General features: G+C 28.0%; 10 protein-coding genes. 9 read left to right on the forward strand and 1 reads right to left on the reverse strand.

Annotation, left to right across the window (positions count from 1 at the left end):
• From FJR74_RS03370 to FJR74_RS07440, 4 genes are all read left to right on the forward strand, one after another.
• Nucleotides 1–846: hypothetical protein (locus tag FJR74_RS03370; RefSeq protein WP_170178325.1), on the forward strand; the 846-nt coding region annotated here is incomplete at its 5' end.
• A gap of 96 nt (nt 847–942) precedes the next feature.
• The gene (locus FJR74_RS07430; RefSeq protein WP_140914725.1) at nt 943–1,470 is read left to right on the forward strand and encodes a tRNA (cytidine(34)-2'-O)-methyltransferase; all 528 of its coding nucleotides are present in this window, start codon (nt 943–945) and stop codon (nt 1,468–1,470) included.
• 9 nt (nt 1,471–1,479) lie between these two features.
• On the forward strand, nt 1,480–2,331 hold the full coding sequence (ylqF, locus tag FJR74_RS07435) for a ribosome biogenesis GTPase YlqF (RefSeq protein WP_140914726.1): 852 nt from the start codon (nt 1,480–1,482) through the stop codon (nt 2,329–2,331).
• Nucleotides 2,324–4,489, forward strand: a complete 2,166-nt coding sequence (locus FJR74_RS07440; protein ID WP_140914727.1) for an SGNH/GDSL hydrolase family protein — start codon at nt 2,324–2,326, stop codon at nt 4,487–4,489. The genes ylqF and FJR74_RS07440 overlap by 8 nt, the downstream gene beginning before the upstream one ends.
• 192 nt (nt 4,490–4,681) lie before the next feature.
• On the opposite strand, the gene ffh is transcribed toward FJR74_RS07440, so the two are convergent.
• Nucleotides 4,682–6,016, reverse strand: a complete 1,335-nt coding sequence (gene ffh, locus FJR74_RS01190) for a signal recognition particle protein (RefSeq protein WP_140914728.1) — start codon at nt 6,014–6,016, stop codon at nt 4,682–4,684.
• 239 nt (nt 6,017–6,255) lie between these two features.
• Here ffh and FJR74_RS07445 point away from each other — a divergent pair, with 239 nt between their 5' ends.
• From FJR74_RS07445 to FJR74_RS07455, 5 genes are all read left to right on the forward strand, one after another.
• On the forward strand, nt 6,256–7,632 hold the full coding sequence (locus FJR74_RS07445) for a glycine--tRNA ligase (protein ID WP_140914729.1): 1,377 nt from the start codon (nt 6,256–6,258) through the stop codon (nt 7,630–7,632).
• A 14-nt stretch (nt 7,633–7,646) separates the two neighbouring features.
• The gene (gene dnaG, locus FJR74_RS01200) at nt 7,647–9,590 is read left to right on the forward strand and encodes a DNA primase (protein ID WP_140914730.1); all 1,944 of its coding nucleotides are present in this window, start codon (nt 7,647–7,649) and stop codon (nt 9,588–9,590) included.
• A 15-nt stretch (nt 9,591–9,605) separates the two neighbouring features.
• Nucleotides 9,606–11,180 (forward strand): RNA polymerase sigma factor, encoded by a 1,575-nt coding sequence (locus FJR74_RS07450; protein WP_140914731.1) that lies wholly within the window; start codon nt 9,606–9,608, stop codon nt 11,178–11,180.
• An 85-nt stretch (nt 11,181–11,265) separates the two neighbouring features.
• A complete protein-coding gene (locus FJR74_RS01210) occupies nt 11,266–12,120 on the forward strand; it encodes a deoxyribonuclease IV (protein WP_140914732.1) in 855 nt (284 codons plus the stop codon).
• Nucleotides 12,121–12,603: 483 nt separating this feature from the next.
• Nucleotides 12,604–15,600 (forward strand): DUF885 family protein, encoded by a 2,997-nt coding sequence (locus tag FJR74_RS07455; protein ID WP_140914733.1) that lies wholly within the window; start codon nt 12,604–12,606, stop codon nt 15,598–15,600.
• Nucleotide 15,601 lies beyond the last annotated feature (1 nt).

Genomic DNA, 15,601 nt, shown 5'->3' on the forward strand with positions numbered 1-15,601 from the left:
CCAGATACTAATGGCGAAACAGATTCTCATTCTGAAGCTACTGATAACGGAAATGAACAACCTGGCGGCGAAACATCACCTGAAACAAACCCAGATAATCCAGATAGCAGCGGTACTTCAAATAAAGAAAATGATTCAACCAATTCTGGTACTACTACAACAGATAATCAAGGTAGCGAAGTAAACAACCCAGATTCAACTAAGCCAGATACTAATGGCGAAACAGATTCTCATTCTGAAGCTACTGATAACGGAAAAGAACAACCTGGCGGTGAAACAACAACTGAAACAAACCCAGATAATCCAGATAATAACGGCACTTCAGATAACGAAAGCGAATCAACTAATTCGGGTACTGACACAACAGATAATCAAGGTGGAGAAGTAAACAACCCAGATTCAACTAAACCAGATACTAATGGCGAAACAGATTCTCATTCTGAAGCTACTGATAACGGAAATGAACAACCTGGCGGCGAAACATCACCTGAAACAAACCCAGATAATCCAGATAGCAGCGGTACTTCAAATAAAGAAAATGATTCAACCAATTCTGGTACTACTACAACAGATAATCAAGGTACAGGGGAAGATCCTAATAGTCAAACTTCTTCAGTAGACCAAACATCTGATAACGGAAAAGAACAAAGTTCTGATAATAGTAAAGAAAAAGAAAATAATCCAAATAATAAACCAGATACTACAGATGTGCCAAGTAAAGTTAATGAAAATAAATCTAATAATAAAAAAGTTATTATATTGTTTAGTGTATTGGGCTTATTAGGGTTAGTTGGTTTAATAATTTATCTAATCGTACATTTCGCTAAAAAACGTAAAAAAAATTAACAGAAGAATATTCTTCTGTTTTTTTTATTTTATGAATTAAATAATTATTATTTAATAAATTATTTTAGCGGCCCTAATGTAGTAAAATAATTTATTATGATTAATATAGTTTTATACGAACCGGAAATATCCGGAAATACATCTAACATTATTCGTACATGTTATGCTGGGCATGCTAAATTGCATATTATTAAACCGATTGCATTTGATTTACATCCTCATTGATTAAAAAGAAATGGTGCCGGACATTTATTATCTGAAATTCAACACGAAATTCACGATAGTTATGCAGCATTCGATAAAAAATACGGAAATAAAAATATTTATTATATTACAAGATATGGCCTTGAAAATTACGCTGACGTTAATTTTGAATCAGTCATCAAATCAGATGGCGAAGTTTGAATAATGTTCGGAACTGAAAGCACGGGTATACCAAAAAGAATAATGCAAAAAAACATTAATAATTGTTTAAGAATTCCAATGTATCCCCAATGTCGAAGTTTAAACTTAGCTAATACAGTTGCTATAGTTTTATATGAAATATTGAGACAAAGATCTTTTGAAGGTCTTTCTAAATATGAAGTTCAAAAAGGCAAAGATTTTATTTTAAAGAAAGATTAGTAGGTAATTATGATTCATTGATTTCCCGGTCACATGGCCAAGCAATTTAAATTATTAAAAGAAAAACAAAAATTGTTCGACCTATTTATTATCATTTTAGATAGCAGGATACCCTTATCTTCTTTTAATAACGAAATATACAAAATAGCAAACAACAAGCCTATTTTATTTATTTTTAATAAAGCTGATAAGACGGATAAAAGTAAGTTAGCCGTTTTTGTTGAAGAATATGCAAAACGCGGAAAAGTTATTGTTACTAATTTAAAATCAAATTCGGCTTATACTAAAATTAATAGCGCTTTAAATGCGTGTTTTTTGGATTTAAAAAAACGCAATGAAGCAAAAGGGAAATTAACACCATCATTGAAATGTGTTGTTGTCGGAGTTCCTAATGTCGGGAAAAGCACGTTTATTAATTTGATGGCAAAATCTAAAGTTGCTAAAGTTGGAGCGATTGCCGGAATTACACGTTCAGAACAATGAATCAATTGCAAAAATTATTTATTATTAGACACCCCGGGCTTGTTAATGCCAAAAATTGAAAGCGATGAAGTGGGAGCTAAATTGGCGATTGTCGGATCAATCAGACAAGAAGCTTTAAATCAAAACGAATTAATACAAGAAATTTATAAATTGGTTTCGCAATATTATCCCGGACGTTTAAATAATATTGGATTAGAACCGGCCTTTGATGAAATTGATATTTTAAATAATATTAATGAATATGCCAAGAAAAATAATTTATTATTAAAAAATGGTGTGCTAGATACTAATAAAGCAATTAATATGTTAATTAGTTATTTTAAAAATATGGATAATGTAATTTATGATTCACAGTTAAACGAGGAAGAAAATGCCTAAATATTCAGAATCTAAGAGAAATAATTTTAATATTTTTGAAAATGGCATTAATTATGTTGCGTTGGGTGATTCATTTGCCGCCGGATTTAATAATAAATTAGGATTTAATACGAATGGAAGATTGCAAAACGGGGAAATCACTGGCCTTGGTTACCCGTCGTTTTTTGCGCAATTGTTGCGTGATAATAATTGTAATTTAGTTAGTTTTGATAATCTCGCAATACCCTCTGCTACGATTGATTTTATTGATGCTTTAGTAACTAATAATAAAAAGAAGCTATTAGCATTAGAAAATAAACTTGACCTTTTACAATCGACAGATTGACATGCCCAAAACCCCTTTAAGGATTTTTTTAGTTTCTATTTCGGAAATTGAGATATTAAAAATAATGAGTTTAAACCATATTATGAATTGATAAAAAATGCTAACCTAATTACGATAACGCTTGGATTTTCAGACTTATTTTACAATCTTCCTTATGCTAAAATCTCATCTATTGCTAAAAATACTAATGATCATGAAATTAAAGCAGGAATTAAAGAACTTAAAAATGATATCCAAACAATAGCTAATCAAGTTAAAGAGAAATACTCATTATTAATTCAAAATATTAGAAAAATCAATAAGAACTCTCAGATTGTATTGACAAATTATTCAGAACCAATTAATAATTTAAAACCACTTTTTAAAAATTTTCTATATGACAAGAAAAATAAAAATAGTATTTATAGTTATCTATTTTGAACATTGAGTAATATAGCAATTGAAGTCGCAACCGAAAATAATATTGAATATGTTAATATTTATGATAAAGCCTATTGAAATGAAAATAGTTTTTATTTAAATGAAAATATTTTTTCGATTTTTCCAACTGAAAAAGGTTATAAAAAAATAGGATTTGACTTATTCGCTAAATTAAGTTTAAATAAAAATAATTTTAAAAGCGATATACATAACGTAGCTTTTTTGAATCAATATATTGCAAACCCACTTTATTGATTAAATGACATGAATTTTCATCGAAATTTATTTAATTTAAATATTAGTAACAGTATTTTATTTAAAGATATTTATGGAAAAAATAAGAATTATTCTGTAATGATATATTCATTACAGGAAAGAAAAAATCAAAGTAAATTAAGACCTTATATTAATTTTTCTGATTATTTGGATTTGTTTGTTAGATATAGTGACTATAAAATTGATAAATTAGCGATTCAGTATTTAGAAGATAAATTCCATGATGCGCCGCAAAAATATGAATCGGTGCAACTACTTTTAAATTTTTTGAGTAATAATACAAGATCTAAAGAAGTTTTTTTGACATTTTTAAAAAACAATCGAATTGACTATATTTTATTTATTTTACAAGCTAGACTTTATGAACGGATGCTTAAAAATAAGGAACCATTATCATTGAATCTTATAAAAGAAGAATGAAAGGCGCTTTCACAAAATAATCAGCATTTAACATATAATGTTTTTAAGCAATTTTTAAGTTCTGGATTAATTGAAGATTCCAAAAAAGATATTAAGAAAATCGCCATGGCAACTTTGTCCGATGCAATGAATACGAACATTTTGAATTATTTATTTGGATTTAAAAATTCAAAAAAATTTGACAAAATGAAACAATATTTAGCAACGCTGGATTCATTCAAAGAACTGGTTGATTTCGTAGTAGATATTTTAATTAATTATTCAGATGTGTATAGTAAATTAAAAGATTTTGATGAACTTTGACAAACTATTATTGTCAATAATAAATTTAATTTAATGTATTTATTTGACAAAATGTTTTTAGAAATAACAAACGAAAGTAAAATAGACGAAACGATAGATTTTATTATTCAAACAATTAGCGCATCAACAAGAATGAGAAAGCTATCTGCAAACGATAAAAAAACTTTAATTACTTCAATAAAGAAAATTATTGATATTTTAAAAGAAAATCCTAAGTTTTTAAATAACTCATTTTTAAAATTTTTAGACCATATTAAAGATCTATCGTTGTATGATTTAATTTTAAAAAATATAAAAATTAAAAAAATTAAATTGAACAACATCATCTCATTCAACAGTTTTTTATGGGTTGGAATTAATTTAACTAAAAACTTATTAAAAATCCTAAAAATAATTAAAAATAATAAAATTTAATATGATTTATTGAAAAGTCCTGTTGGACTTTTTTATTTTATAGTGATAATAATTTGAAATAAATTTATAAAATTTTTAATTTCAGAACGGAAGATTTAGGATATTTAATTTAAAATTAATTTAATTTGATTATCAAAATTATAAAAAAAACAAAGAATCAAATATCTTTGTTTTTTAGTTTTAATCCAAATATTAATCTTCAATATTTAAACCATTTTTAAGTTTTAAATTGCCATTAGCTACTTCGCGCATTTGCTTTGCCATTCTTTCAAAATCAGTAACAAGCATATTAAACTCACGCGCGCTACGGCCCGAACCGGCCAAAATCCTTTGTTTCCGACTAGCATTTTTTAATAATTTAGGATTTTTCTTTTCTAATGCTGTCATTGAATTAATTAAATATGTATAAATTTCAAACTTGCGTTCAGCTTCTTCAATTTTTTCATCATTAACTTTATCGGCCATTCCGGGAATCATTTTTAAAATTGATTTCATTTTTCCTAGTTTTTTAATTTGTGCCAAGCTATTCATTAAGTCGTTTAAGTCAAATTTACCAGATAGCATTTTGTAGCCGATTTTTTTCATCATTTTTTCATCAACTTCTTCGGCTGCTTTTTCAATTAAACTTAAAACGTCTCCCATTCCTAAAATACGCTCGGCCATACGATCTGGATGAAATACTTCTAATCCGGTTAATTTCTCTCCAACCCCGATAAATGTAATAGGTACATTTAAAAGATGGGTAATACTTAAAGCGGCCCCGCCCCGTGCATCAGAATCTAACTTGGTAATGATTGTGCCATCTAAGCCTAAGTCTTCGTGGAATTTTCTTGCCGTATTAATAACATCTTGACCACTCATGGCATCCACCACCAAGAAAACATAATCAGGTCTTGTAAAGCGTTTTATTTCTTTTAATTCAGTCATTAAATTTTCGTCAATCGCTAAACGACCGGCCGTATCAATAATTACTAAATCATTTTTATTATCTTGTGCTATAGCAACGGAATCTTTTGCAATCTTTATTGCATCATTTTCCGGTTCTGTAAAATAATCGATTTGGGTTTGTTTTGCTAATTGTTCTAGTTGTTCACGTGCTGCGGGACGATAAATGTCATCTGCTACTAATAATGGATTTTTACAAATCCCTCTTTTTTTAAAATATACTGCCAATTTTGCTGCAGTTGTTGTTTTACCAGAACCTTGTAACCCTACCATCATTATTTTGGTAGGTGTATTTTTGATTGTGACCTCACAAGTTTTTTTTCCTAATATATTGACCAATTCATCTTTAAAAATTTTTAAAACTGTTTGCTGTTGATTTAATTTTCCGATAATTTGACTGTCTAGTGCTTTTTCTTTAACTTGCTTGGTAAATGTTTTTACAACTTCTAAGTTAACGTCAGCCTCCAATAACGCTAATTTAACTTCTCTTAAAACTTCTAAGATGTCTTCTTCATTAATTGACATCTTTTTATTTATTTTTTGCATTGATTTTTGCATTCTTTTTTGGATAAAATCTAACATGTTTAAATTATACTTAATTTACATATTTTTCAAGTTTTTTATTTGATTATATAGCCCAATCTGCAACAAATTTAATGATTAAAAAACTTAAAAATCACGTTATAAATAATTTTTTTTGTATTATTTTACTTCTTGTTTTTTCACAATCATAAAACTTATAGCGATGAAAAAAAGAAATTATGGTAAAATATTATTATTGTTTTAATAATAATAAGAAAAAAGTACAAATGAGGTTATATATGTCAAAAAACGAAGAAAAAAACATTCAAGATATAATCAACCATCTTAAAGTATCTGGTTTTGTTTATCAAAACTCAGAAATTTATGGCGGGTTAATTAATACCTGAGATTATGGACCATTATCTACTAATATGATGACAGCCATTAAAAAATATTGAGTAAGAGAATTTATTAGTAGAGAAGGTAATTATCAAATTGATTCAAAAATTATTATGAATCCTAAAATTTGAAAAGCTTCAGGACATATTGATAATTTCGCAGATTATTTAATCGAAAATAAAGTAAATCAAAAAAGATACAGAGCTGATCATATTGTTAAAGATCTTTTTCCTGAGATAAATGTTGAAAAAGCAACATTCGAAGAATTGGAAAATATCATTAAAGAAAAAGTTAAACAATATGATAATGAAAAATGTGAATGAACTTCAATTCGTCCATTTAATTTAATGTTTAAAACACAAATGGGAGCAATTGATTCAACGGCCGCACAAACCTATCTAAGACCAGAGACGGCACAAGGTATTTTTGTAAATTTTAAAAACGTTAGTCGTACTACCCGTGCTAAATTGCCTTTCGGTATCGGTCAAATTGGTAAAAGTTTTAGAAATGAAATCACTCCGAGAGATTTTATTTTTAGAACAAGAGAGTTCGAACAAATGGAATTGGAATTTTTCTGTGAACCTGAAGATAGTGAAAAATTTTATTATTACTGAATTGATAAATGTAAAAAATTTGTTGAACTTTTGGGCTTAAAAAATAGTAACATTAGAATTCGTCCTCACGAAAAAGAAGAATTAAGCCACTATTCATTAGGAACTAGCGATATTGAATATTTATTCCCATTTGGATGGGGTGAATTATTAGGAATCGCAAATCGTGGAAATTATGATTTAAGTCAGCATATGAAATATTCACAGGAATCATTAGAATATTTAAAAGATGACGGTAGCAAAATTATTCCTTTTGTTATTGAACCTTCAATTGGACTTGATAGATTATTGTTAGCTTTATTAATCGATGCCTATGAAGTAGAAAAATTGGAAAAAGATGACGAAAGAATTGTATTAAAAACAGATTATAATATATCACCATACCAATTAGCAGTATTCCCCTTAGTCAAAAAACTTGAAGAACCTGCTAAAAACATTTACGATAAATTACTTAAAACAACAGATATAAGAGTAATTTATGACAAAACTGGTTCAATTGGTAAAAGATACCGTAGACAAGATGCGATTGGTACACCTTTCGCCATTACAGTAGATTTTCAAACTTTAGAAGATCAAACTGTAACGATAAGAAATAGAGACACAATGGAACAAGAAAGAATTAGTGTCGATGAAGTTGAAAAATACTTAGAAAAATTTGTTAAATAGTTGTTGAGGATTGAATGGCAGAAAAAGTTAATGTTTGAGAATTAGTCTTATCAAAAACTGACATTATTAGCGTTATCGGTGAATATGTAACATTGACAAAACAGGGTAAAAACTACAAAGCGTGCTGTCCTTTTCACGGAGAAAAAACACCTTCATTTGTTGTTAATCCTGAAAAAAATATTTTTAAATGTTTTGGTTGTGGTAAAAGCGGTAATGCATTGAAATTTTTAGAATATTTTAAAAATATTTCTAATATAGAAGCATTAAAGCTTTTAGCTAAAAAAGCCAATGTTAATATTGAAAATTATTTAACTAATATTAAAGAAACATCATTTACTAAAGAACAAACTAAAATTTTTGAAATTAATCATGATGCATCTGATTTTTTTCAATTTGAAATGTTAGTAAATAAGCGCGCAGATTTAAAAATATTTTTAGAGAAAAGAAAACTAAACAAAGAATTAATTAAAGAGTTTAAATTAGGTTTTGCTGATGCTAACAAATCAATTTATAACTATTTAAAAGAAAAGAAATACGATAGTTTTACTATTGCCAATTCGTCTTTAATTAGTTCAAATGAACAAAAGAATTTTTTTAATGATCGCTTAATATTCCCGATTGAAGATGCTGATGGTAATATTGTTGCTTTTTCAGGGCGTGACATAACTTCTAAAAACGAACCAAAATATTTAAATAGTTCCGAAACTTCAGTATTTCATAAAAATGAGGTAATGTTTAATTACTATCATGCGAAAGACGAAATAATAAAAACGGGCGAAGTTTACTTAGTTGAAGGTCAATTTGATGTTATTGCCCTATACAAAGCTGGTATTAAAAATGCTATTGCGATAATGGGGACTTCATTGTCGCAAGAACATTTAAAATTGTTAAAAAATTGCAAAATCAATTTATTTTTTGATAGTGATAAAGCGGGGATTTTAGCAACAAAGAAAAATTTAAAAATTATTTTATATTTTGCCGAAAAATACAATTTATCAGTTTCGATTATTTTTAATTCTAATAACAAAGACCCCGATGAACTATATAACCTTGATAATGGAAAAACACTTTTAAAAACATGCGAAAATAAAGTTGATTTGAGTGCGTATATCTTAGCACAATTAAGCACAATTCACTATAATGAATCGCTCATGCAAAACGAAAAATTTGAGCAATATAAAGAATGGTTCGAATATATGTATTATCTAAATGACCAACTCAAATTAACACTGAAAGATATTTTGATAAATAAGTTAAATGTTTTTAGCGAAGAATCTTATTTAAGCTATTCAAACGATTTTTTAAAACCTAATTTTCCTTCTGATATAAACTTTGCTAAAGCGATTTTATATCAAAACAAAAAATCACAAAACACTTTTTCTAAAGCAAATGATATAAACCAGTTTTATGATAATTTTGATGATAAAATTTTTGATAATTTTGCCCCAGTTAATGAAGTTTATTTAGACAGAATGAATGATGAAAATCATACACTTAACACCGAAAAAACTTTTTATAAGATAAATAAAAAAGAACCAATGCTTATTCCTGTCGGTCGCGAGTTTATTTTAATAAGAATTTTAAAATCAATATTAAAAGAACCATTATTTATAAAAGAATTCAAAGTAAATGAATTTGATTTTATCAACATGAATATTGATGATAGATATAAAGAATTAATCACTTATGTTGTTAAAAAAATAAAAAATAACCAATTGGTTGACTTTCAAAATATAAATGAATTAATTTATAATGACTATGAACTCAAAATTAAAAATATAGAAATGTATAATTCATTACTAGAAACATCTGAAAAAGTAATTAATTTCAATAATTACAAAAATAATAATAATTTATTACAACCGTATGAGCGAAAAGATTTTGAACGTTACTTTTCAAATTTAAAAACCGAAAAAAACGACACTACAAAATCAATCATAACTATTAACAAAAAGTAACGTATAGGAGAAAACATGAGTATAAATACAAAAGAAATGAATTCATCAATTGAAATTGTAGTTCAGAAATTACAAGAAGAATTGGCGAAAGCAAAGAAAAAAAATAGTTCAAAAAAATTCTTTACCCAAGACGAAGTTTTTAGTATTTTAGATAAAAAAAGATTATTTGTATCCGAAGATGAGGCTGATGCATTATTAGATAAATTGATGCAACAAGGAATCATTGAAGATGAAGTAGATGATAAAGATTTCGAAGATGTTGATTCAAGTGATTTTGAATATAATAACAAAGAAGAAGAGGAAGAAAAACCTCAAGATGAAGAAGAAAATTTTGATGAATCAAAACTTAGTGAGTTAGATGAAGATATCGAGGATGAAGATATTGATGTTGACTCAGAATATGATGATAGTAGTGTTAGAAATCGCGAAGAAGATGAAGAAGACTTGGATCTTGATGCTGATGATGACTATATTAGCAAAGATACATTCGGATATGATGATGAAGATGATTATGAATCATACGGAGATTATGACGACGATTTTGAAGAGAGAATTCCTAAAAAGAAAAATCGAAATTATGAATTCGAAGCAAACCAATTACTAAGAGATTTCGATTCCGATGATATTAAAATCGACCGTTCACATGATAATTCAGACAATGATAACGCATTGAGTAATAAATTGACAGAAACAAATGATATTGTTAAATGATACATGCGCTGAATCGGTAAATATGGTAAGTTATTAACACCTAAAGAAGAAAGGGATCTTGCAATAAAAATGCAAGAAGCAAAAGACGCTAATGATAATTACCGTTACAAACGTGCGCGGGACATGCTTGTAAAACGCAATTTAAGATTAGTTATCAATAATGCTAAAAGATATAAAAACCGTGGCCTAAGCTTTATTGATTTAATTTCTGAAGGTAACTCAGGAATTATGAAAGCAGTATCTAAATATGACTATACTAAAGGCTTTAAATTTTCAACTTATGCAACTTGATGAATAAGACAAGCAATTACTCGTGCGGTGGCTGACCAAGCTAGAACAGTGCGGGTACCAGTGCACATGGTTGAGACAATTAATAAAATTTTAAAAATTGAACGTGAATTGCAACAAGAAAACGGATATCCACCAACCGATGAAGAAATTGCTAAAAAATATGGTGGCGACTTTACTGCAGAAAAAGTTAGATACATTCGTAAAATTAATATTGATCCGATTAGTTTAGATAAAAATATCGGTAAAGAAGAAAACTCTAGTTTCTCAGATTTTGTTAAAGATGAAAGTGTTATTAGCCCAACTAATTTTGCAAGTCAAGAAGAATTAAGTGTCATTTTAAACGAAATGATTGAAACCGGATTAAGCGATCCAGGAGATAGATTATTAATTAGAAAAAGATTCGGAATTAATGATTTAAACGGAAATCAATTTCATCCGCATTCACTTGATGAACTAGCAAATGAAATGGGAATTAGTAAAGAAAAAGTTCGTCAATTAGAAACCAAAGTATTACGTAAGCTAAAACACCCTCAAAAACGTAAGAAATTAAAAGAATTTTATAATAATGAATCGTACGATTCTGATTAATTTAAAGAGGTAAAATCCTCTTTTTTATTTATAATTTTAAACAATTGATTATACTTAATATATACAAAAGGAGAGTGGATAAATAATGATTAAATTAGGAAGTCACGTTTCATTTAAAAAGCCTAATTATTTAGTTGGTGCGATCGAAGAATCACTTGATAATGGTGCTAATTGTGCGATGATTTATTTAGGGGCACCGCAAACGACGTTACGCGTAGCAACCGATCAGTATAAATATAATGAATATTTAATTAATTATCAAAACGATATTAAACCAGAAGATATTGTCGTTCATGCGCCATATATTGTAAATCCAGCAAATCCAGATAAGCAAGGCTTTGCGATTAGTTTTTTATCACAAGAAATTAATCGAATGAATACGATTAATGCTAAATATTTAGTCTTGCATCCTGGTTCGTCGATGGAATATACTCGAAAAGAAGCTTTGGATACTTTAATAAACAGTTTAAAAGCAATATTAGCGCAAACTAAAGATGTCATAATTTGCTTGGAAACTATGGCAGGAAAAGGTAGCCAAGTATGTTCAAGTTTTGAAGATTTATTATATGTAATTAAAGGTGTGAATTCAGATCGTGTTGCGATTTGCCTTGACACATGTCATGTGTTTGATGCTGGATATGATATAACTAAGTATGAAGATTTTAAAAATTATTTAATTAGTAACGATTATTTAAAACATATTAAAGTTATTCATTTAAATGACTCATTAAATCCTTTAGGGTCGCATAAAGATCGTCATGCTAATATTGACAAAGGATACATTGGTTTAGAGACAATTAAAAAATTTGTATTTGATAAAGATTTCGATAATATACCAATTATTTTAGAAACACCTTATATTAATAATAAAAGTCCATATAAAGAAGAAATTGCACTGATTTTAAACAAAGATAGTGCTAATGAAGATAAATTATTTTAAAAATTTAATTAATTAAGTTCAATTTATGAACTTAATTTTTTTTTATGACAAATTATTCCTTTTATAGAGATCGTTATGAATAACAACTCAGGATTTTGATTATAAATAAACATATTGGATGTACTACAACATAAAATCATAAATTTTAATAGTGCTTTATAACATGATACTTAAATTATAAATTGTCAATACATTAATTAAAAAGCTGTTAAATTTAAAAAAATAAAATAACTAAATAAAATATTTTATTTAGTTGAATAAAATTAAAGGATATTTTCTAGTTTTTTGGTTATATTTAATAAAAATAAAGTACACTAAAAAAATACTAGTAAGTATATTTTTTTGTTGTAAACTTGAAATTACATTAATTGTTACAAAAAATTCCTTTATATTGTTAAAATGGTCCATTTATTTACTAAATAATTAAGCATTTTTTTTTATAATTTTATTACATTTCATTATTTTATTTTATTAAGGAGACACATGAATAAGAAATCAAAAATTATTTTAGGCGCTGCAGTGTCAGCCGCCGTGATATTACCCGTAGGTTTACCTCTTTTAGCTATGGGCATTCAAAAAGGAATGGAAAAACATGACAGTAAAAAAATTGAAATGGTTAATTCGGTTTTAAGCTCAATTAATGAAGCAGAAGCATCTCAATACGCTCCAGAAGATTTTAAAGCTTTAAACGAAGCTGCAGAACAATTAAAATCTGATATCAAAGGACGCAAAGGCTCATTTAATAAAAAACTATCTGAATTAAAAACACGTATTGATGAATTAAAAAACACTATTAATACTAATAAAGAAGAGAGTTTATTAAAAGTCAAAGTTGCCGCTTATGATTTAGAAGAATATAAAGCTGCTAAAAATACCGAAGTTTCAAATAAAGAAAAAATCGATAAATATTATAGAGCTATTGCACTAGCTGAAAATAATTTAAAAAAACCAGATATTATTGAAAGTGATATTGAAAAAAATAAAAACCTTATCGAAAAAGCAAAAGCTATAATTGCTGAGACAGAACAAAATCAACAAGAAAACTTTAACAAATTTAAAGCATTGTTCGAAATTCAATCTGAAATTGCAAATCATAAATGAAATTTATCAGCATTAAGCACTGAAGAAAAAGAAAAAATTCAAAAAATTACTTCTGATTATATAACTAACTTCAAAAAATTAAGTGGTGTTTTAGAAGCAGAAGAATTCAAAAATTTAAACAAAAACTACCCAACTGAAGAAGAAGCACAAAAAATTGTTGATTTTTATAAATCTCAAATTGAAATTTTAAACAGAATTGATGAAAACAATTTAAACGCTATTACTTTAGCGTGAGTTAAAGGTTTAAAATACAGTTATGAAATTTCAATCAGTAACTATGCTTCTAAAGGTCGTTACATTTTAAGTTATTACAAATTAGGTCCAGAAAATGCTTACCCAGCAAATTCATTTTATGATAACTTCTTTAGAATGACCGAAGAAAATGCTGAACCAGCATTAAGAAATTTAAAAGAAGCTGTCAGAGATAATGTGGTAGTTTCAAGATTAGTTATTAAATCAAACTTAGCATCAATTTTAAATAGATGATTAAAAAAACAAGTAGATGATTTCTTGAATGATGATCAACTTCAAGAAATTTCGCTAGTTGAACTAATTGAAAAAAATACTGAACCATCATATCAAAAGAAATTGGCATTTTATAAATATTATGCTAATGAATACTTCAAAGCTTCAAAATTCGGAGTTGACGAAAATCAACCTGAACTTAAACTTTATAAAACAAATACTATAAACGAAGTTCAAAATACTTTAGAATGAAACCATAACAAACAAATTGTAAAAATCTATGGTTTAGGATATACTGAGGCAGAAATTAATGCAAAAGGTGTTGGTTTATCATCAATCCAAGGCAATCCAAATACCACTGATGGTGGTCAATTATATCAAGCAATTTTAAAAATGGCAACAACAACCGATGAAACTGCTAATGAAGTATTTCAATCAGGTTATGAATTAACTAAAAAAGCTACCAAAAATATGACCAAAGTTGCTTCAGAAGTTGCTAATTTAATTGCCGGAGAAAACGGAGCATGAAATGCAACTTTCTTATACGACGAAGATGGTATTGGCGGTAATGATGCTAAAGAAGTAACGCTTGAAATAAGAAATGCTAATGGTGAAATCAATATTGTTAACTTTAATAAATGATTAAACCAAGAACAATTTTACTTTGGACGTGAAGGCGCAGCATTTTATGATGAAGCGAAAATTTCAGAATTAGACAATGATGAAACATTAGCAAAAGCTAAGACTGAGTTGGCTGCTAACGGTTATGCATTTTTAAAAGATAACAATGATAAATATGGCTCAATCACAAACAAACAATTCTACTATGGAGCCTTAGAAGCATTTAAAGCATATCAACAATTTAAAGCAGCAACCGAACAAGAAGGATACCAATATTTTGCTAAACAAGTTGGCGAATATGGTGTATCAACTTACAAATATGCTGGAAGACAAAACGCTGGTGGCGGGGCATATGACAGAAGAAAAGGAAGTTTCTTCTTCAATGCTGATCCTTACTATGGCTTACCAAAATGATCTATCACAACATTTGCTAACCACGAATCAGTTATGGGACACCACAACCAAGTTAAATATGCCGAAAAATTCCTAGCTTCATTTAACGACCAAAATATTGGAAATATTTTCAAATATACTTCTTATGCAGAAGGATGAGCTCTATTTATGGAATGATTTGCTGTTGAAGCTGGTTACTACGGAACTCCTGATTACAACAACGAAACAGATTATTACTCAGCCCCAGTTGATTTCTCATACTCAAGAGGTATTACCAACTTCTTTACAAAAGAAGCTGCTCAATCAGAAGATGCAGTTACCGATGATATGATTAACCAAATTAAAAACTTACACGGCGGTGTATACTGAAAATTATCTGATTCAATAACAGCTTCATCAAACGATAAAACTCATGCTCAAAAAGCTGTTAAATTAGCTAACTTATTACAATACTATGGATCATTAAATGATGCTCAATTACGTAATATGCGTAGAGCGGTTGACCCTGCTTTACACGGCTTCGGTATTGAAGGCAAAGCAGATCTAGGACCTCAAGCTTCATTAGAAGATGTTAAGAACTTCATTTTAAATAATTCAGCTAGTTCACTAGGTAATGCCGAATCAGAAGCAAGACGTTATTTAATGGCTCCTGGTCAAGCTACTTCATATAACGCTGGTAAAGAAGTATTTATCAAGTTATATGACAAAGTAAGAAAACAATCAGGATTAAGCAGAGAAGAATTCGTAAATAAAGTTTCAGGATTTACCATCGAAGGTGTTGAATACCCAAGTGTAAAACACGGAAAAATCCAAGAATTATTAGAATACATACTAATGAATGGTGCATTACCATTATCTGCTGTTGAAGATGTTGTAAATAAAGCTTACAAACTTAACTAAA

The sequence above is a fragment of the Metamycoplasma neophronis genome (assembly GCF_006491995.1).
In the GTDB taxonomy this organism is placed as follows: Bacteria; Bacillota_I; Bacilli_A; order Mycoplasmatales; family Metamycoplasmataceae; genus Metamycoplasma; species Metamycoplasma neophronis.